Origin of the sequence: Longimicrobium sp., from assembly GCA_036389135.1 — a bacterium.
In the GTDB taxonomy this organism is placed as follows: Bacteria; Gemmatimonadota; Gemmatimonadetes; order Longimicrobiales; family Longimicrobiaceae; genus Longimicrobium.
Genome location: DASVQP010000120.1, coordinates 49937 through 67998, shown reverse-complemented (window position 1 = coordinate 67998; position 18062 = coordinate 49937). Strand labels below are relative to the sequence as shown.

Annotated in this window: 17 protein-coding genes; 12 read left to right on the top strand and 5 right to left on the bottom strand. The window is 70.7% G+C overall.

Translation table 11 applies throughout. From position 1 onward, the window contains the following. Window positions 1-208: 208 nt before the first annotated feature. The gene (locus VF584_24620; protein HEX8213382.1) at window positions 209-649 is read left to right on the top strand and encodes a type II TA system antitoxin MqsA family protein; all 441 of its coding nucleotides are present in this window, start codon (window positions 209-211) and stop codon (window positions 647-649) included. A gap of 657 nt (window positions 650-1306) precedes the next feature. Here VF584_24620 and cax read toward each other — a convergent pair. After that, window positions 1307-2449 carry a calcium/proton exchanger gene (gene cax / locus VF584_24615; GenBank protein ID HEX8213381.1) on the bottom strand — a complete coding sequence of 381 codons (1143 nt, stop codon included), beginning with the start codon at window positions 2447-2449 and terminating at the stop codon, window positions 1307-1309. A 152-nt stretch (window positions 2450-2601) separates the two neighbouring features. Here cax and VF584_24610 point away from each other — a divergent pair, with 152 nt between their 5' ends. The 7 genes from VF584_24610 to VF584_24580 all read left to right on the top strand — a co-directional run bounded on the left by VF584_24610 (window position 2602) and on the right by VF584_24580 (window position 8933). Continuing rightward, a complete protein-coding gene (locus VF584_24610) occupies window positions 2602-3459 on the top strand; it encodes a hypothetical protein (protein HEX8213380.1) in 858 nt (285 codons plus the stop codon). After that, the gene (locus tag VF584_24605) at window positions 3456-4178 is read left to right on the top strand and encodes a hypothetical protein (protein ID HEX8213379.1); all 723 of its coding nucleotides are present in this window, start codon (window positions 3456-3458) and stop codon (window positions 4176-4178) included. Before VF584_24610 ends, VF584_24605 begins: the two co-directional genes overlap by 4 nt. Window positions 4179-4330: 152 nt before the next feature. Further along, entirely contained in the window at window positions 4331-5182 is an 852-nt protein-coding gene (locus VF584_24600) for an SDR family oxidoreductase (GenBank protein HEX8213378.1), read from the top strand. 106 nt (window positions 5183-5288) lie between these two features. Further along, window positions 5289-6590: a competence/damage-inducible protein A gene (locus VF584_24595; protein ID HEX8213377.1), complete on the top strand. Its 1302-nt coding sequence runs from the start codon at window positions 5289-5291 to the stop codon at window positions 6588-6590. Then, on the top strand, window positions 6587-7150 hold the full coding sequence (locus tag VF584_24590; GenBank protein ID HEX8213376.1) for an RNA 2'-phosphotransferase: 564 nt from the start codon (window positions 6587-6589) through the stop codon (window positions 7148-7150). The genes VF584_24595 and VF584_24590 overlap by 4 nt, the downstream gene beginning before the upstream one ends. Before the next feature lie 49 nt (window positions 7151-7199). Then, window positions 7200-7958: an SDR family oxidoreductase gene (locus VF584_24585; protein HEX8213375.1), complete on the top strand. Its 759-nt coding sequence runs from the start codon at window positions 7200-7202 to the stop codon at window positions 7956-7958. 153 nt (window positions 7959-8111) lie between these two features. Beyond that, window positions 8112-8933, top strand: a complete 822-nt coding sequence (locus VF584_24580; GenBank protein HEX8213374.1) for a lysophospholipid acyltransferase family protein — start codon at window positions 8112-8114, stop codon at window positions 8931-8933. Here VF584_24580 and VF584_24575 read toward each other — a convergent pair. From VF584_24575 to VF584_24565, 3 genes are all read right to left on the bottom strand, one after another. Further along, on the bottom strand, window positions 8846-9664 hold the full coding sequence (locus VF584_24575; GenBank protein HEX8213373.1) for a PRC-barrel domain-containing protein: 819 nt from the start codon (window positions 9662-9664) through the stop codon (window positions 8846-8848). The genes VF584_24580 and VF584_24575 overlap by 88 nt on opposite strands. 302 nt (window positions 9665-9966) lie before the next feature. Beyond that, window positions 9967-10785, bottom strand: a complete 819-nt coding sequence (locus tag VF584_24570; protein ID HEX8213372.1) for a LysM peptidoglycan-binding domain-containing protein — start codon at window positions 10783-10785, stop codon at window positions 9967-9969. Further along, window positions 10782-11438: a DedA family protein gene (locus tag VF584_24565; protein ID HEX8213371.1), complete on the bottom strand. Its 657-nt coding sequence runs from the start codon at window positions 11436-11438 to the stop codon at window positions 10782-10784. The genes VF584_24570 and VF584_24565 overlap by 4 nt, the downstream gene beginning before the upstream one ends. 165 nt (window positions 11439-11603) lie before the next feature. Between VF584_24565 and moeB the strand changes: the two genes are divergently transcribed. The 4 genes from moeB to pdxH all read left to right on the top strand — a co-directional run bounded on the left by moeB (window position 11604) and on the right by pdxH (window position 15501). Further along, window positions 11604-12779 (top strand): molybdopterin-synthase adenylyltransferase MoeB, encoded by a 1176-nt coding sequence (gene moeB, locus VF584_24560; protein ID HEX8213370.1) that lies wholly within the window; start codon window positions 11604-11606, stop codon window positions 12777-12779. 128 nt (window positions 12780-12907) lie between these two features. After that, window positions 12908-13903 carry a threo-3-hydroxy-L-aspartate ammonia-lyase gene (locus VF584_24555; protein ID HEX8213369.1) on the top strand — a complete coding sequence of 332 codons (996 nt, stop codon included), beginning with the start codon at window positions 12908-12910 and terminating at the stop codon, window positions 13901-13903. Between the two features lie 396 nt (window positions 13904-14299). Continuing rightward, on the top strand, window positions 14300-14878 hold the full coding sequence (locus VF584_24550; protein HEX8213368.1) for a DUF2911 domain-containing protein: 579 nt from the start codon (window positions 14300-14302) through the stop codon (window positions 14876-14878). Next, window positions 14875-15501 (top strand): pyridoxamine 5'-phosphate oxidase, encoded by a 627-nt coding sequence (gene pdxH / locus VF584_24545; GenBank protein HEX8213367.1) that lies wholly within the window; start codon window positions 14875-14877, stop codon window positions 15499-15501. Before VF584_24550 ends, pdxH begins: the two co-directional genes overlap by 4 nt. 107 nt (window positions 15502-15608) lie before the next feature. On the opposite strand, the gene VF584_24540 is transcribed toward pdxH, so the two are convergent. Next, window positions 15609-18029, bottom strand: a complete 2421-nt coding sequence (locus VF584_24540) for a hypothetical protein (GenBank protein ID HEX8213366.1) — start codon at window positions 18027-18029, stop codon at window positions 15609-15611. Window positions 18030-18062: the final 33 nt, after the last annotated feature.

Here is an 18062-nt window from a genome sequence, read left to right as displayed (position 1 = left end):
CCCCCCCCCCCGCCCCTCGCTCCTGTAGCCCAAAGGCGCATGGCTGGCGTCTTTGGCGCGCTGTAAGCCCGCACGGCGCCACGTGATGCACCGGTTTATCACCGCCGCTTGACTCATGATCAAAGCCGCGCGTACTTCGTCCTTTCCGCGCTGCGGTACAGCCGATCCGCGGCTTGCGATCATCTTCCCCATCGCTCGGACGGGTCCCATGACCGAACGCTGCTACGCGTGCGACAGCGAGGCGCGGCCGGTGCGCGAGCCGCGCGAAATCCTGATCGGCCAGCGCGCGGTCACCGTGGAAGGCGAGTTCATGAGGTGCTCGGCGTGCGGGGAGACGTTCTTTCTCCCCGAACAGGCGGACGCGCTGCAGCGGCTGGCAGCGGACCAGATCAGGCGCGAGGAAGGCCTCCTCGCGACGGGCGAGGTGAAGGCCTTTCGCGAACGCCTCCGGCTTTCGCAGGCCGAGCTCGAGCAGTTGCTCGGCACCGGTCCGAAGACGGTGGTACGGTGGGAGCGCGGCACCGTGACGCAGAGCTCCACCGCGGACACCCTGATGCGCGTCCTCATGAAGCACCCCGATGCTCTCCACGACCTGGCACTCGAGCGCGGGGTGAGGATCGACACGCGGGACCTCGCGAAAGCGTCGTAAGCTCCGAACCAGCTCACCGCCAGCGACTTACTGCGCACATGCCGCGGGATTAACGGGCGAAACAGATCGGCGCTCGTGAGAACTTTCGACGCCTCGCACGATCACACTCGTGTGTCAGATCTCTTGACGCCAATCTCACGACACCCTACTTATTCTCCGCCGGCCTACCTGAACCATTCCTTCTAAACTCGATTCACGTAAGCACCCACGTCGCTTTTATCTGCCCCTGCGCCACCTCCTCGGTTTGGCAGCACAGCGCCATAATGTGAGTCCCATCTCGAATCCCATCCAGGCTGAAGTCAGTTTCGCGCTCTCCTTCTGGTGTATCCCCCGCTTCAATGTTCGGAGTCCATCATGCGTCGCACTTTTTGCCTGGTTCCAATTCTTGCCGCCGTCCTCCTCACGAGCTCCGTTCCCCCGGCGCGCGCCTGCACCACGAACACAGCCGGGGTCACCTCCTGCTGCAAGGTCTGCTCGCGTGGCAAGGCGTGCGGCAACAGCTGCATCGCACGCAACAAGACGTGCCACCGGGGACGCGGGTGTGCCTGCAACTCGTGAAGGGGCGGACCTGTAGTCCTGCACCAAAGTTTTGGTAAGCAACGAGGGGCGGGCGCCGGCATTGGCGCCCGCCCCTCGATTCGCATCCTGCCCGTGCGCTCAGTGGCCGCCGGCGGCTCCGGCGGCTGCGGCGGCGCCTTCGGGGACGGGGAGGAAGAAGAAGGCGATGCCCAGGATGATGTAGACGGCCAGGAGCTGTACGCCCTCCATCCAGTGGCTCTCGCCGTCGTTGGAGCAGAAGGCCATGATCCCGGCCGAGGCCACCACCGCGAGCACCTCCAGCGGGGTGAAGATCAGGTCCATGGGACCCTTGCCGCCGATGAAGTAGCTGAGGAAGACCAGCACCGGGGCCACGAAGAGGGCCACCTGGATGGAGGAGCCGACGGCGATGTTGATCCCCGCGTCCATCCGGTTCTTGGCGGCCATGATGATGGCGGTGGAGTGCTCGGCGGCGTTGCCGATGATGGCCACCACGATCACCCCCACGAAGATCTCGCTCCACCCCAGCGACTGCGCGGTGTGCGTGGCGGCGCCCACCAGGAACTCGGCCATGATCGCCACGCCCACCGTGGCGAGCAGCAGCTTGCCGATGGAGCGCCCCAGCGGCGGGTGCTCGTGGCTGTGCACCGGCGGCGCCCCCTCCACCGACGTGTCGCCCATGTACAGGTGGCGGTGCGTGCGCAGGGTGAAGAAGAGCGATGCGATGTAGGTGAGCATCAGCACCACCGAGATCTCGAACGACAGATTGCGCTCGGCCGCCTGCGCCGTGTTCCCCACCAGCATGTGGAAGACGGCCGGCACCACCAGCCCCACCGCGCTCAGCACCAGCAGGGTGGAGCCCAGCGAGGCGGCCGTGCGGTTGAACTTCTGAGTCTGGAAGCGCAGCCCGCCTACCAGCGCGCTGAGCCCGAACACCAGGAGGAGGTTGCCGATGATGGAGCCGGTGATCGACGCCTTCACCAGGTCGTAGAGCCCCGCCCGCAGCGCGACGATCGCGATGATCAGCTCCGCCGCGTTGCCGAACGTCGCGTTCATGAGGCCGCCGACCCCCTCGCCCACGCGCTCGGCGATCTCCTCGGTGGCGTGCCCCATCAGCCCGGCCAGCGGAATGACGGCGAGGCAGGCGACCACGAAGATCCACACCGGCGGGGAGTGGAGGACCCACTCCATCACCATGGCGATGGGCACGAAGACCAGGAGCAGGTTGAGGGCGTTCTCGGCCGAGATCAGTCGCTTCGCCACTCTCTTCTTCCTCGCGTGTCGGGGGGCTGGATCGGGAGCGCGCACACGTTACCGCGCGCGCGGGGCGGGCGCAACCGGGGCGCGCGTTGTCCGGATGCGCGGGGGAGCGTATGTTTCCCGCCCGTCCCTTCCTCCTCCCCGCGCCACGATTCATGAGAGCTTTTCGCGCCGCGCTGGCGTGCGTGCTGGCCACGCTCGCCCTTCCACCGCTCTGCCGCGCGCAGGAGCCGCAGCGCCCGGGGTGGGTGGAGGATTTCACGGTGCTCTCCGCCAACGTGCTGGTGGGCGCCGTCTCGGCCGGGGCGGTGCAGAAGGCGCGCGGCGGGTCGTTCCGCGACGGCTTCGCGCGCGGAGCGGCGGGGGGCGCGGGGGTGTTCGCGGGAAAGCGGATCGCGGCGGAGCGGTGGGCCGGCGCGGGGCTGGTGGGGCGGCAGGTGGCGTCGGTCGGCTCGTCGGTGGTGTGGAACGCGGGACATGGACGTCGCTCGTTCGACGAGGTGGCGCTCCCGCTGGGGCCGGTGCGCTTCTACGTGCGCCCGCTCGGCGGCGGGCCGCGCGTGCGGGCCAGGGTGGACGCACTGGCGCTGGCGAGCACCGTGTACGCGGTCGCGCGCCCCGAACTGGAGTGGAACCCCGGGCGCAGCCTGTCCGCGGGGGCCATGGTGTTCGATGCGCCCTCGCACGAGATGTTAGTGGACAATGGGCCGGTGCGCGGGCTGGCGTATCCCGGGACGATCTTCCTGGGCGTCACCGGCTTCGCCGATCCCCAGGAGGTCGTCGCGACCTTTGCGCACGAGCGCGTGCACAACCTGCAGGCGGACCAGCTCTACTTCGCCGCGGGACGGCCGCTGCAGGAGTGGGCGGCGGAGCACCTTCCCCTCGTGCGCCTCTTGAGCCGCTGGTTCGACGTGGACCTCTCCGTGTTCGGGATCGCCGCGCTCGCGACGGTGATCGACCAGCACGATCGCCGCCCGTGGGAGATGGAAGCCTTCGCCCTCGCCGAACCGTGAAGCGCGTCCTCGTCGCGGCGCTGGCTGTGCTGGCGGGGTGCGTCGACTTCGTGGACGTGACGTCGCCGGAGTACGCCCACGTGGGACGCACGGGAGCAAGCGTGGACCTGGATCTGGCGCAGCCGGTTGAGGGTGCGGATTCGTTGCGCGTGAGAGGGGGGATCGGCGTGCAGGCGACGCATCTCCAGTTCGTGGACGACTCGCTGCGGGTTCTGGGCCAGGCGCTGCGCCCCGGGCTGCGCGCACAGGGGACCGGCCGGCTCTACGACAGCACGCTTGTGGTCGCGCCGGGCGTGCTCGGCGCGGGGGTGGTGGGGGTGACGCTCCCCGTGGTGAAGGGGGTGGAGTTCTTTCCGGCGGCGTTCCGGGTGCCGATCTGGATCCGAAGCGGGCCGGCGAAGCTGACCGTCGCCCGGGGCACGGACCTGGTGTTTCCGCTTTCGCAGGGCACCGCGCCCGCCGAGCTGGGCCCGGCGCTCTACCAGTTCTGGCGGCTGGATCTCACGCGGGGGCGGCAGACGCTGAACATCAACAGCTCCGGGCCGCCCCCATCTCGCATCGTGGTCCCCGCCGCCTCGGTGCCCGCGGACAGCTCGAGCGTCCTGCAGGTGGAGGTGACGGCGAACCGCGCTTTCCGGGCGGATTCCAGGAGCGATTCGTCGTACGTCACCGTCTTCACCCATTCGACCGTGCGGTGGTCCGTGGAGCTGACGCCGTAGCGCCCACGCTTCGTCCGCTCCCGCGCCGGGCCCGCTCTCGCGTTCAGGGGAGCGGGCCCTTTCGCACGTGCGCGGGGGGCGGTAGCCTTTCCGGTGATGCCGCCGCGCGAGGACGGCGCGGCTCCGGGGGTGGACGGCAACGGGAGAGGGAGATGTTCCGCGACGACCTGCTGGCGGAGAAGGTGGTGCTGGTGACGGGGGGCGGCTCCGGGCTGGGGCTCTCCATGGCGAAGCGCTTCGCCTCGCTCGGCGCGCGGGTGGCGATCACGGGGCGCAGCGAGGAGCGGCTCCAGGGTGCCGCCGGGGAGATCGATCCCACCGGCGAGCGCGTCTTCGGCGTGCCGTGCGACGTCCGCGACTTCGCGCAGGTGGAGGCGATGGTGGGCGCGGTCGTTGGGAAGTGGGGCGGGATCGACGTCCTGGTGAACAACGCCGCCGGCAACTTCCTCTCCGCCACCGAGGACCTTTCGCCCAATGGCTTCCACGCGGTGGTGGGGACGGTGCTGTACGGGACCTTTCACGCCACGCTGGCGGTGGGGCGCGCCATGATCGAGAGTGGGAAGGGCGGGAGCATCCTCAACATCGCCACGACGTACGCCTGGACCGGCTCGGCGTTCGTGGTGCCCTCGGCGGCGGCGAAGGCGGGGGTGCTGGCGATGACGCGCTCGCTGGCCGTGGAGTGGGCCACGTACGGAATCCGCTCCAACGCCATCGCCCCCGGCCCCTTTCCCACCGAGGGCGCGTGGAAGGCGCTGATGCCCACCCCCGAGCTCGAAGCCGAGGCCCGCAACCGCATCCCCATGAAGCGCTTCGGCGAGCACGAGGAGCTCACCAACCTGGCCGCGTTCCTGGTTTCCGATGCGTCGCCGTACATCAACGGCGAGTGCGTGACCATCGACGGCGGCGAGTGGCTGGCGTCGGGCGGCGAGTTCAACGGCTTCACGCGCATGCCGCGCGAGGCGGTCAAGGGTGCGCTGCGCGGCATGCGGAAGGGGAAGGGATAACCGCAATCTCACACAGAGCCACAGAGGGGGCAGCAAGAGCTGCGGAAGGGGTTCTCCGCGGCTTTCAGTTCCCTCTGTGTTCTCTGTGTGATGGTTTTTTCTGTACATGAGCCGAACTCCTATGAACGCGGCGCTGCTGGCCATCGGTGACGAAATCGTCGCGGGGCTGACGACGGATACGAACTCCGGGTTCCTGGCCGGCGAGCTGCGCGCGGTCGGCGTGGAGCCGGTGGCCGGGTTCGCCGTGACGGACGATGAAGACGCCATCGTGCGGGCGCTGGAGCACGCGCTGGAAGAGGCGGAGATCGTCGTGTGCACGGGCGGGCTGGGGCCCACGGCGGACGACCTCACCACCGCGTGCGTGGCGCGGCTGGCGGGGAAGCCGCTGGTGATGCACCAGGAGTCGATGGCGCACATCGAGGGGCTCTTTCGCACGCGCGGCATCGAGATGCCCGCCAACAACCGCAAGCAGGCGCTGATCCCGGAGGGCGCCACCGTCATCCCCAATCCCACCGGCACGGCGCCCGGCATCATCTGCCCCGTGGAGCGCGGCGGCGCGACGCGCTTCGTCGCCTGCCTCCCCGGCGTTCCGCGCGAGATGCGGCGCATGGCGCGGGAGACGCTGATCCCCTGGGCCGCGGCGCGCAATCCGGGGCGGCGCTTCGTGTCGCGCGTCTTCAGCACCTTTGGTCTCGCGGAGAGCAAGCTGGACGAGCTGCTGGTGGGCGTGGTCGATCCCGCGGAGGCGCGCCTCGCCTTCCGCGCCGCCTTTCCGCGCGTGCAGGCCCGCATCACCGTGAGCGGCGCGCCCGGCGACGACCTGGAGGGGCGCCTGGACGCGCTGGAGGCCCGCGTGCGCCAGCGGCTCGGCACGCACGTCTACGCCATCGGCGACGAGGGGATGGAGGAGACCGTCGGGCGGCTGCTCAGGGAGCGCGGGATGACGCTGGCCGTCGCCGAGTCGTGCACGGGCGGGCTGATCGGGCACCGCATCACCGACGTGCCCGGGAGCTCGGCGTACTTCCTCCTGGGTGTGGCCACGTACTCCAACGACGCCAAGGAGCGCGTCCTTGGCGTGCGCGCGGACACCCTGCGCGAGCACGGCGCCGTCAGCACCCAGACGGCGGAGGAGATGGCGGAAGGGGTGCGCCGCCTGGCCGGTGCGGACCTCGGCGTCTCCACCACCGGCATCGCGGGCCCCGGCGGCGGCACCGATGAGAAGCCGGTGGGCACCGTGTGCATCGCGGTGGCGTGGGAGGGCGGCGTGTGGTCGCGCCGCTACGACGTGGGCGACCGCGGGCGCGAGTGGGTCAAGGGGATGACCGCCCAGATTGCCCTAGACCGCGTCCGCCGCCACCTCCTCGACCCGACGGAAGGCGCCGCCGCCGGAGGGGTGCGCCCGCGATGACGAGGGACCGTTCTCTCACGCACCTGAGCAAGTGGATGAGCCTCGTGCTCCGTCACGAGCCGGCGAAGTTCGGCGTGGAGCTGGACGAAGCCGGGTGGACGCGCGTGGACGACCTGCTCGCCGCCGCCGCGCGCGCCGGCGTGCCGCTCGATGACGCCACGCTGCAGCGCGTGGTGGCTGAGAACGACAAGAAGCGCTTCGCCCTGAGCGCGGACGGCGCGATGATCCGCGCCAGCCAGGGCCATTCGGTGGAGGTCGAGCTCGGACTGGAGCCGGTGGAGCCGCCGCCCGTCCTCTTCCACGGCACCGCGACGCGGTTCCTGGACTCCATCCGCCGCGACGGTCTGATCCCCGGATCTCGCCGCCACGTCCACCTCTCCGCCGACGAAGACACGGCCACCACGGTGGGCGCGCGCCACGGCCGCCCCGCCGTCCTGCGCATCGACGCCGCGCGCATGCACGCCGCCGGGCACCGCTTCTTCCGCTCCGCCAACGGCGTGTGGCTCACCGACCCGGTGCCGTCGGAGTATCTGAGGTTTCCCGGTGAAACTGCAGCCTGACTGACACTGCCAACTCGAAACAATTCGGACTGACGAGATGAACCGGAACTTGAGGACCGTACTCATCACCGGCGCGTCGGCCGGCATCGGCGCGGCGTGCGCGCGCGCGTTTGCCCGCGAGGGAGCGCGGCTCGTGCTCGCGGCGCGTCGTACGGAGCGGTTGGAGACGCTGGCGGAGGAGCTGCGCGCGGCCCACGGCACCGAGTGCCACCTGATCGCCCTCGACGTGCGCGACGGCGACGCGGTGGCCACGGCGCTGGGCGGGCTGCCGGCTGAATGGGCCGAGGTGGACGTGCTGGTGAACAACGCCGGGCTGGGCCGCGGGATGGAGAAGCTCCAGGAGGGGACGCCGGCAGACTGGGACGAGATGATCGACACCAACGTCAAGGGCCTCCTCTACACCACCCGCGCGTTGGTGCCGGGGATGGTGGAGCGCGGGCGCGGGCACGTCGTCAACCTCGGCTCGGTGGCGGGGCACGAGGTGTACCCCGGCGGCGCCGTCTACTGCGCCACGAAGCACGCGGTGGACGCCATCACGCGCGGGCTGCGGATGGACCTGCTCGGCACCGGCGTGCGCGTGAGCACCGTTGATCCGGGGATGGTGGAGACGGAGTTCAGCGTGAACCGCTTCCGCGGCGACGAGGAGCGCGCCCGCCGCGTGTACGCCAACATGACCCCGCTGGCGCCCGACGACATCGCCGACGCGATCCTCTGGTGCGCGACGCGCCCGCCGCACGTGAACATCGACGAGATCATCCTGAAGCCCACCGACCAGGCCAGCGCGACGCTCGTGCACCGCCGCGGCTGACGGGCTTCTACTGCAGTTTCACACAGAGACGCAGAGGGATACTGCAAGAGCACAGATCAACCTCTCTGTTTTCTTGCTGTTCTCTCTGCGTCTCTGTGTGAGATCGCCGTCAAGGGGCTTGCCACGGAGCCGCGCCGCGGAAAGGTTGGGGGGATGTTCTATCTGCGCATGTTCGCCGCCCTGCTCGCCTTCGTGGCCGCATCCACGTACGGCGTCGTCATCGCCCTCACGCGCCGCGACAGGTCGCGCGTGGCGCACGACTACGCGCACCTGCTGCACCGGTGGATGCTCCCCATCTTTCGGCAGCGGGTGACGCTGCGCGGCGCCGAGCACCTGACGGCGCACCGGCCGTGCATCTTCATCGCCAACCACCAGAGCCTGCTGGACGTTCCGGTGCTGGCCGTGTGCTTCGCGCCGGGCTCCGTGGTGATCGCCAAGAAGGAGATCCGCACCGTCCCCTTTTTCGGTTGGCTCTACATGGTGACGGGGAACCTGCTGATCGACCGCGGCAACACGGCGCAATCGGTGGGAATGCTGCGCGCGGCCGAGGACGCCATCCGCGAGCGGCGGGTGGCGGTGTGGATCTTTCCCGAAGGGACGCGCGGCGAGGTGCCCGGCAAGCTCCTACCGTTCAAGAAGGGAGGCTTCCGCATGGCGGTGGCGACGGGCGCGCCGCTGGTGCCCGTCGTCGCATCGCCGCTCAAGCCGAAGTCCGATCTCGTGCGGCGGCGGCTGGACCCCAACGACATCGAGATCCGCATCCTGGAGCCGATCCCCACCGCCGGTCTCGGCGAGGGCGAAGTCACCGCGCTGATGCACGAAGCGCAGCGCCGGATGGGCGCCGCGCTCGCGGAAATGGCTGCCGAACGGGGGATCGCGCCGCCCGCTCAGGGGCCCGTCGTCGGCTCCGGAGGAGGCGGCGGGGTGTCGGGCCTGGGGATCGGGGGCGGGGACTCGGCGGCCAGGTCGTCGTAGTCGGGGGCGGCAAGGCCGAAGGCGTGGAGGACGGCGCGCTCCATCCAGCGGTCCACCGCGCCGCCGGTGTAGGCGGGGAGGGCAGCGACCTGGCGGGCGGTGGCGCCCATGATCCAGGCATCCTCGCCGCGCTCGCGAAGCTCCACCGTCTCCATCGGCACCAGGACGTGCCGGTCCTCGCGCAGGTTGAAGAGGTCGTCCGCCAGGTCCACGGAGATGAAGCGGATCTTCATGGCGACGGGATCGACCAGCATCTCCTTCACCACGCCGACCCGCTCGTTGTCGCCCGCGAAGACCGTCCAGCCGCGCGGGTTGGGCGCGCCTTTAGCCAGGCGGAAGTCGCGCGCCTCGCTCAGCGGCACGATGCGGTGCTCGCCGCTGTCCGAAACGTTGGGCGCGTCGCCGTAGAAGCGCGGATGGGCGCGCTCCATCTCCTCCAGCACGGCGGCGGTCATCGGCTCGCCCTCGTACGCGGGGAGCGCCTTGACCTCCGCCGCCGTCCATGGCGACACCACCAGCGCCCCCGACGACCACTCCAGCACCTCCGCGGGCACCAGCACGTGCTTGCGAAAGAGCCCCAGGTTCACCGACACGAAGCGGATCTTCCCGTCGCGCCCGAACAGCAGGTCCGCCAGGTCGCCGATCTTGGCGCCCTCGCGGTCGGTCACGTCCCACCCCACCAGGTCGCGGGTGCGGAGCACTTCGGCCCGCGGCGCGGTTGATTCGGTCATGGTGTTCCCTCGAGTTGAAAACGCCCCCTCCCCCCGGCCCCCACCCCCGCCAGCGGGGGCGCAGGGCGGGCGAGGGGGAGAACTCCGCGCGCTGCGCCAACCCTCGTGCTATCCCGGCGGTGGGCGTGATGAATCACGCCCCTACGGAATGCCAGAAACCTCGTAGGGGCCGCCCCACGTGGCTGCCCGTGCCATCCCCCGCACCGCCGCCCGCCACCCGCGCATTGTTCTCCCCCTCTCCCGTGAACGAGAGGGGCACCCTCTCCTGTTATCGGGAGAGGGGGCCGGGGGGTGAGGGCCACCTACGGCGCCGGAATCACGATCGTCTGCCCCGCGCGCAGCTGGTCGCCGCCCAGGTCGTTGGCACGGCGGATGGCATCCGTGCTCACGCCATATCTGCGCGCCAGCCCGAACAGCGTCTCGCCCGCGGCGACCGTGTGCGTGCGCCGCCGCGCCGTCGCGGGGCGGCCGGATGCCGGCGCCGGACGGGCGGGAGCCGCGGCCGGGCGCTCGGGCGTCGCGGGGCGTGCCGGCGTCGTGCCGGGTGGACGCGGCGCGGGTGGAAGACGCAGCACCATGCCTGCTTCCAACGCGCCCGAAGTGTCGTTTGGATTCAGGGCGCGGAGCTGCGCCGTCGTCACGCCGTAGCGCCGCGCGATGGCCGAGAGCGTTTCCCCCGCAGCCACGCGGTGCGTGCGTGGCCGAGGGCGGGGCGTCGCGGGCGCGCTCGCGGTGTCGCGGCGAGTCGCAGTCCGTACCGTCGTGTCGCGGCGCGCGGGAGTGCGGCGAGCGGTCGCGGTGTCCGGACGCGTGGCGCGGCGCGATGGCGGAGTGCTGTCCGCATCGGCTGTGTCGCCCGCGGCGGAGTCGCGAGGTTCCGCGGCGGGAGCGGCACGGCGGGTGGCGCGCGCCGGAGTGATCCACACGACCTCGCCTTCCACGCGGTGGGGCGTCGGGCGGCCGGTGGACTCCACCGAGAACGGCGCGGCCCAGCGGGACGGGCGCGCCGGGGCGGCCGGCGCGGAATCGGCGGGGGCCGTGTCCGCGGGCTCGGTGGTCTGTGCGAGCGCGGCGCCCGGAGCCAGCAGGAGCGCGGCGAGCAGCCAGGCGCGCAGCGTCATCGAGCCGCCGGGACGCGGGCGCGCCGGTGCTTCACGTATTCGAAGACGCCCGGCAGAATCGACAGCAGGATGATGGCGATCACCACCGTCTCGAAGTTGTTCTTCACGAACGGCACCGCGCCGAAGAAGTACCCGGCAAAGAGCATCGACGAAACCCACAGGATCCCGCCGACCACGTTGTACAGGAGGAACTTGGGGTAGTCCATCTTCGACGCGCCCGCCACGAACGGCGCATAGGTGCGCACGATGGGCATGAAGCGCGCGAGGATGATCGTCTTGCCGCCGTACCTGGCAAAGAAATCCTGCGTCTTCACCAGGTACGCCGTCTTCAGGATGCGCGCATCGTCCTTGAACACCCGCGTCCCCACCGCCTGCCCGATCCAGTAGTTGACCGTGTCGCCCAGGATGGCGGCGGCCAGCAGGACGGCGAAGAGGGGGAAGATGGAGAGCCCCATCTGCGGGTTCGCGGCCAGCGCCCCGGCGGCGAAGAGGAGCGAGTCGCCCGGCAGGAACGGCGTCACCACGAGGCCGGTCTCGCAGAAGATGATGCCGAACAGGATGGCGTACGCCCACGTCCCGTACTGGGTGATCAGCGCGCCCAGGTGGACGTCGAGGTGGCGGAAGTAGTCGAGCGCCTGTGCGAAAAAGCTCATCCCGGACCTGACTGGGGGTGCGAGTGCGGCGTTCCGGCAAGGGGACCGCGGGAGGCGAATGCTATCGTAAAGCGCTGCCCGATACAAGACTGCGGCCAGGCGGTTGACGCACCCGTTACCCTTGGAGAGCAGCTTCGCGGCCCCCGAACAGACAGGCGGACGATGTTGGAGCAGACACCCCCGGCGCTCACCGCCGACGAGTCGCTGCGCTACGCGCGGCACCTGATCCTTCCCCACGTGGGCCCCGCCGGGCAGGCGAGGCTCAAGGGCGCGCGCATCCTGGTGGTGGGCGCCGGCGGGCTGGGCTCGCCAGTGGCGATGTACCTGGCCGCCGCCGGCGTGGGGACGCTGGGCATCGTGGACTTCGACTTGGTGGACGCCACCAACCTGCAGCGCCAGGTCATCCACGGCACGCGCGACATCGGCCGCCCCAAGCTGGACTCCGCGCGCGACCGCATCGCCGAGATCAACCCGCACGTCCGCGTGGAGGGCTTCGCGCTGCGCCTCACCTCGGCCGACGCGCGGGAGATCGTGCGCGGCTTCGACGTGGTGATCGACGGCACCGACAACTTCCCCACGCGCTACCTGCTGAACGACGCCTGCGTGCTGGAGGGGAAGCCCAACGTCTACGGCTCCATCCTGCGCTGGGACGGGCAGGCCTCCGTCTTCTGGGCGGAGCGCGGGCCGTGCTACCGCTGCCTCTTCGCCGAGCCGCCGCCGCCGCACCTGGTGCCCAACTGCGCGGAGGGAGGCGTGATGGGAGTGCTGCCGGGAATCATCGGCTCCATCCAGGCCACCGAGGCGCTCAAGATCGTGCTGGACGCGGGGGAAACGCTGGTGGGGCGGCTCTTGCTTTTCGATGCGCTGCGGATGAGGTTCCGCGAGATGCGCCTCCGCCGGGACCCGGCGTGTCCCGCGTGCGGCGAGCACCCCACGATCCACGAGCCGATCGACTACGAGCGCTTCTGCGGCGTCGGCACCGCCGACGCACAACGGGAGGATGGCATGCACGACGATGTGCCCGAGATGACCCCCACGGAGCTCAAGGCGCGCCTGGACCGCGGCGACCGCGTGACCATCGTGGACGTGCGCGAGCCGTGGGAGTGGGAGATCGGCAACCTGGGCCCGCAGGGCGCGCGCCTCATCCCCCTGAACGATCTCCCCAGCCGGATGGACGAGCTGAACCCGGAGGACGAGCTGGTGATGCAGTGCCGCTCCGGCGGGCGCAGCGCGCACGCCGCCGGGTTCCTGCGCGAGCAGGGCTTCGGGCGCGTGCACAACCTCGCCGGCGGCATCCTGCGCTGGTCCGACGAAGTGGATCCGTCCATGCCCAAGTACTGAAAAGAAACCGCGCCTCACACAGAGCCACGGAGGAACAGAGAGGACGCGGAGGAACAGCGATGAGTTCTTTATTGTTCTTGCTTTTTCCTCTGTGTCTCTGTGTGAGGCCACTTCCCTGAACTGGCCCGATGTCGACGACTGAGACCCTCCCCACCGACGCGGACGTGCGGGCCGCGGCGGAGCGGCTGCGCGGTGTCGTGCACCGCACCCCCGTGCACACGTCGCGCACGCTGGACGAGATGACGGGCGCGCGCGTCTTCCTCAAGTGCGAGAACTTCCAGCGCGGCGGCGCCTTCAAGTTCCGCGGCGCCTACAACGCCGTCTCGCTGTTGTCGGATGAGGAGCGGGCGCGCGGCGTCCTCACCTTCTCCTCCGGCAACCATGCGCAGGCGGTGGCGCTCACGGGGCGCCTCCTTGGGGTGCGCGTCGTGGTGGTGATGCCGGACAACGCCCCCGCCGCCAAGATCGCCGGCACCCGCGGCTACGGCGCCGAGGTGGTCCTCTACGATCCCGACGTGCGCGACCGCCAGGAGATCGCCGCCGAGCTGCAGCAGGAGCGCGGAATGGCGCTGATCCCCCCCTACGACCACGCCGACGTCGTCGCCGGCCAGGGCACGGCCGCGCTGGAGCTGATGGAGGAGACGGGCCCGCTCGACGCCCTCTTCGCCCCCTGCGGCGGCGGCGGGCTGCTGAGCGGCTCGGCCCTGGCGGCGCGCGACTTCGCCCCCGGCTGCCGCGTCGTCGGCGTGGAGCCGGAGCTGGCGGACGACGCCACCCGCTCCTTTCGCACGGGCGAGCTCGCCACCATCCGCAATCCGCCCACCATCGCGGACGGCCTGCGCACCCCCTCGCTGGGCCGCATCACCTTCCCCCTCGTGCGCGCCCACGTCACCGAGATGCGCACCGTGAGCGAGGAAGCGATCGTCGAGGCGATGCGCTTCCTCTGGACCCGCGCGAAGCTGGTGGTGGAGCCCTCCGGCGCCGTCCCCCTCGCCGCGCTCCTCGCCACTCCCGGCGAGCTCGCCGGCCAGCGTGTCGGGGTCATCCTCAGCGGCGGGAACGTGGATCTAGGCGCCGCGTGTGCGCTGTTGGGGAGTGCGGAGGGAAGTGCGTTAGTGCGTTAGTGGGCCGGTTCAGGAGCGAATGAATTCGCCGCTGGAACCACGCGAAGGCCGCCTGCGCGGACTCACGCATACGCCGGGGCGCGTCCCCACCTTTTGTCATCCTGAGAGAGCCGCCTCGCCGAACGCCGGCCACGCGAGCCGGACTCCTGCGGCGACCAAAGGATCTAGAGGGCGAGCCGAGAGCACGGCGCTACACCACGGACCCCCCGGCACGCGTAGTAGATCCTTCGTTCCGCGCCAAAGATTGGAGAAGGGGAAAGTCTGGAGAAGCGCGTTGCTCAGGATGACACAAGGGGGTAGCACCTCAAGCGCACTCACGCACTTCCCCCTCCCCCGCTTGCCCCGCCCGCCCCACCCGCATAAAATCCGGTACCCCATCCAACCCGAGGTGACCTGATGTCGTTGCACCCGAAGCAGATGCGCACCCGCGCGCTCGCCGCGCTGCTGGCCCTGACGGCACTCACCGCGCCCGCCGCGGCGCAGCAGGGAGGGCAGCCGCTCTCCCCGCGCGATACGGCGCGGCTGGAGATCGCGGCCGGGAAGCGCGTGTACGTGGACTACGGCCGCCCGTCGATGCGCGGGCGGCGGATCGTGGGCGAGCTGGTGCCGTACGGCCGCGTCTGGCGCACCGGCGCCAACGCCGCCACCACCCTCGTCACCGAGACGGACCTGCGCATCGGCGACGCGCTCGTCCCGCGCGGCACGTACACGCTCTACACCCTACCGACGGCGCAGGGGTGGACCCTGATCATCAACCGCCAGACGGGCCAGTGGGGGACGCAGTACGAAGCCTCCCGCGATCTGGTCCGCATCCCCATGCGGACCACGAGACTGGCCCAGCCGGTGGAGAAGTTCACCATCGCCCTGGAGCGCGGGAGTGCCCGCGGCACGGGCACCCTGGCGATGGCGTGGGAGAACACGCGGCTCACCGTCCCGGTCCGCGTACAGGCGGCGGCCGCACCGCGCCGGCGGTGAGCACCAGCGCGCCAGAGGTCCGCGCGGCGCCCTTTGCGGAGCCGTTCGCCCGCTTCGGCGAGCTGCTTGCCCGTGCCCGGGCGGAGACGGAGATCCGCGAGCCCACCGCGATGTCCGTCGCCACCGTCGGCGAGGACGGGCGGCCTTCGCTCCGCATGGTCCTGCTCAAGGACTTCGACGAGCGCGGCTTCGTTTTCTACACGAACCTGGGAAGCCGCAAGGGGCGCGAGCTCAAGGGCAACCCCAGCGCCGCGCTCTGCTTCCACTGGCAGCCCTTCGAGGTCCAGGTACGCATCGAGGGCCGCGCCGAGCCGGTGAGCGACGCCGAAGCAGACGCCTACTACGCCTCGCGCCCGCGCGGGAGCCGGGTGGGCGCGTGGGCCTCCGTCCAGAGCACTCCGCTCCCCTCGTACGACATCCTCGTGCGGCGCGTGGAGGAGCTCGACACCCGCTTCGGCCCCACCGGCGACATCCCGCGCCCCCCCTTCTGGAGCGGCTTCCGCGTGGTCCCCTCCGCCATCGAGTTCTGGCAGGGAAGGCCCAGCCGCCTCCACGAGCGCGACGTATACACCCTGCAGCCCGGCGAACCGCCGCGGTGGAGCGTGGGACTGCTCTTCCCCTGACCGGAGCCCGCGGGTAAAACGAAGCTTCCGGCTTGCACCTGCGAGCCGGGAGCTTTCGTTTGTCGACCGGCCGGGTCGGCGCACCAACGCCGAGCCCACGCGGTGGATCACAAGACGACCGAGGCGGCGAAGGCCCGCAGCTTGGGTTCGGTCGGATCGCAGAAGTCGGGGCGGGCCAGGAGCTGTTGCAGCGGGACGCGCAGGATGCCTTCGTGCGTGTGCGCGGTCGTCTTGAGCAGGGAGCGCATGGAGGCCGCGTATTCCGGAAGGGGGGCGGCGTCGCGCACCCAGCTGAGCAGGTGGTCCTGCAGGCTGTCCCGGCAGTGCCGCAGCAGGCTGGCATCCACCCGGTGCGGAGTGGAGAGGCTTTCGTACAGGTCGCCCAGGAAGAGCGCCGTCTGCAGCATCTCGTCGCCGCTGCGCCCCACCGACTCGACCAGCGGGTTCAGCGCGGTGACGGGTCCCTCCCCCGCCCCCACCTCTACCCGGGACGCGGCGAGCGCATTGGCGATGCCGCTTTCGTGCAGGAACATGAGCGCCACCAGCACGCCCGTCTTCCACCCCCCGTCCGCGATCCACTGGCGCAGCTCGCGGAACACGGGGATGGGGCCGGCCGTCAGGCACAGGGATACGAGCGATGCCTGCATCCCCAGGAGCGTGGGTCCCTTCTCCCTGTAGACGCGGCTCATTAGGTGGGCCAGCAGGGTTTGGCAGCTCAGAAGGAGGGTGTCCACCCCTTCCCCCGCCTTTGCCCGCTGCCTGTGTTCGTTTTCCAGAACCGACAGCATCCGCGCCAGCTCCTGCATGTCGGCCACCATGGGCACCAGGTGCTCGCGGGCGATCTCGCCCAGCTCGCGCATGGCCAGGCCCAGGTCGTGGTCGCCGATCCACGAGTACGCGCCGATGGCCGCGTGCAGGCCCTGCATCCCCGCGCGCCCGCCGGAGGGCGCGCTCCTCCACACCGTCCGCAGGTGGTCGAAGCAGAGCGTGCGGTATCGCTCGTTCGCGCTCCCCATCACCCCCTCGAACAGCGGGCCCACGACGGCGTGGTGGCGCCCCCTGTCCGAGCGCATCCACCGCTCCAGCAGGGGATAGATGATGCGCTGCGGGTCGACCTCGCCGATGCGCCCCAGGATCTGCGCGGCCAGTTCGCGCAACGAGCGCAGGTCGTCCTGGCCACCCTCCGCCAGGTCGCGCAGGCCGGGAAGGATGGTGGTGAGCGCGCGGCGGTGACGCTCCATGATTACGGCCCACAGCCGCCGCGGGGGCACGCCGTCACGAAACTGGATGATGTCGGCCAGCGTGCTGGAGTCCTTCACGATCACCGCCCGGCACCTGCGCAGCAGCGGCGCCTCGGAAAGGGCGGGGTGGATTTCCGCATCGTCGTCCCCGTCTCCCTCGGCGGGGGCGGCGGGGCGGTTTAGGTCGCGGCGCAGCCACTGCCGTACGCGCCGGTGCAGCCGATCGAAGTCCAGCCAGGCCACACCCTGTGCGTCGCGTACGCACTGCGCCAGCGCCAGGGTAAAGCCGAAGCTCCAGAACTCGAAGTCCTGCTCCAGCTCCTGCAGCAGCCACTCGCTGGTGTCGTGAAAGCGCGCGATGGCCTCGGCCAGCCCCAGGTCGGGGCGGTAGTGGTCTACGTAGAAGTCGGCGAACTCGGCCAGCGACGAGCCGAAGTGGAACACGTCCAGCAGCTCGTCGCGCCCGCTGTCCAGCGCGCGCAGCGCCTCCTCCGAGGCGCCGTCCCCCGCCAGCCGTTCCAGCTTTTCCTGCAGCCGCTCCTCCAGGTCGCCGCGCGGCTGCGGCTGCAGCTCGCGCAGCAGTCCCTGGGCCGCCAGCCTGTCGCGGAACCCGGCCGCGTCCTCCGGGTCCGCCGTGAAGATCAGGTAGGCGTTCTGCTGCCGCAGGCGCGCGATGAGCTGTTCCCACCCGGAGCGGTCCGTCTTTTCGAACAGCCGCGCCAGCTCGGGGTCGGCGCGTCCGAACGGCTTGCGAAAGATCACCAGCCGCCCCGCGAGTCCCTTGTCGCGCTCGGCAAGGTGGCGCACGTCGATGCGCACCTGGCGGTCCAGCGAGTCGGCCACCACCGTGCGCGTGCACTTCTGTTCCTGCCGCAGGTGCGCTCCCAGCGAGATGGCCGCCGACACTTTTCCCGCGCCCCGCTGGGCGCTCAGCAGCAGTACCCGGCGCTCCGAAAGGTGCGTCACCAGCGCGTCCATCTCTCCGCCCGCAAAGCGTCCAGGGACGGCCTGCTCCTCGTCGTCCGGCAGATCCACCCCGTCGCGGCACGAAAACGGCCGCGCCGCCGCACGGCTCTGGCGCGAGACGTGGATGACCTGCTCCTGCACCCAGATGTTCTGCTCGCCCGCTACGGTGACGGTGCTCTGGCTGATGGATTCCAGCTGTACCGTCTGGTTCACCCCGCCGGCGGGCGCCCCGCCGGACGACGTTCCCGCGGACGTCCCCGGGGGCGGGGGAGCCGGGGGGGATGCGGGGGGCGCGGGCGCTTCTGCGATGGTGTCGGACATGGAACGTCTCCAGTGGGTGGAACGGGATCGGCG

Excerpts from the sequence above, each read along its gene's own strand:
- VF584_24620 (HEX8213382.1), top strand. The coding sequence starts at position 209 with ATGACCGAACGCTGCTACGCGTGCGACAGCGAGGCGCGGCCGGTGCGC.
- VF584_24610 (HEX8213380.1), top strand. The coding sequence starts at position 2,602 with ATGAGAGCTTTTCGCGCCGCGCTGGCGTGCGTGCTGGCCACGCTCGCC.
- VF584_24600 (HEX8213378.1), top strand. The coding sequence starts at position 4,331 with ATGTTCCGCGACGACCTGCTGGCGGAGAAGGTGGTGCTGGTGACGGGG.
- VF584_24595 (HEX8213377.1), top strand. The coding sequence starts at position 5,289 with ATGAGCCGAACTCCTATGAACGCGGCGCTGCTGGCCATCGGTGACGAA.
- VF584_24590 (HEX8213376.1), top strand. The coding sequence starts at position 6,587 with ATGACGAGGGACCGTTCTCTCACGCACCTGAGCAAGTGGATGAGCCTC.
- VF584_24580 (HEX8213374.1), top strand. The coding sequence starts at position 8,112 with ATGTTCTATCTGCGCATGTTCGCCGCCCTGCTCGCCTTCGTGGCCGCA.
- VF584_24575 (HEX8213373.1), bottom strand. The coding sequence starts at position 9,664 with ATGACCGAATCAACCGCGCCGCGGGCCGAAGTGCTCCGCACCCGCGAC.
- VF584_24570 (HEX8213372.1), bottom strand. The coding sequence starts at position 10,785 with ATGACGCTGCGCGCCTGGCTGCTCGCCGCGCTCCTGCTGGCTCCGGGC.
- VF584_24565 (HEX8213371.1), bottom strand. The coding sequence starts at position 11,438 with ATGAGCTTTTTCGCACAGGCGCTCGACTACTTCCGCCACCTCGACGTC.
- VF584_24555 (HEX8213369.1), top strand. The coding sequence starts at position 12,908 with ATGTCGACGACTGAGACCCTCCCCACCGACGCGGACGTGCGGGCCGCG.
- VF584_24550 (HEX8213368.1), top strand. The coding sequence starts at position 14,300 with ATGTCGTTGCACCCGAAGCAGATGCGCACCCGCGCGCTCGCCGCGCTG.
- VF584_24540 (HEX8213366.1), bottom strand. The coding sequence starts at position 18,029 with ATGTCCGACACCATCGCAGAAGCGCCCGCGCCCCCCGCATCCCCCCCG.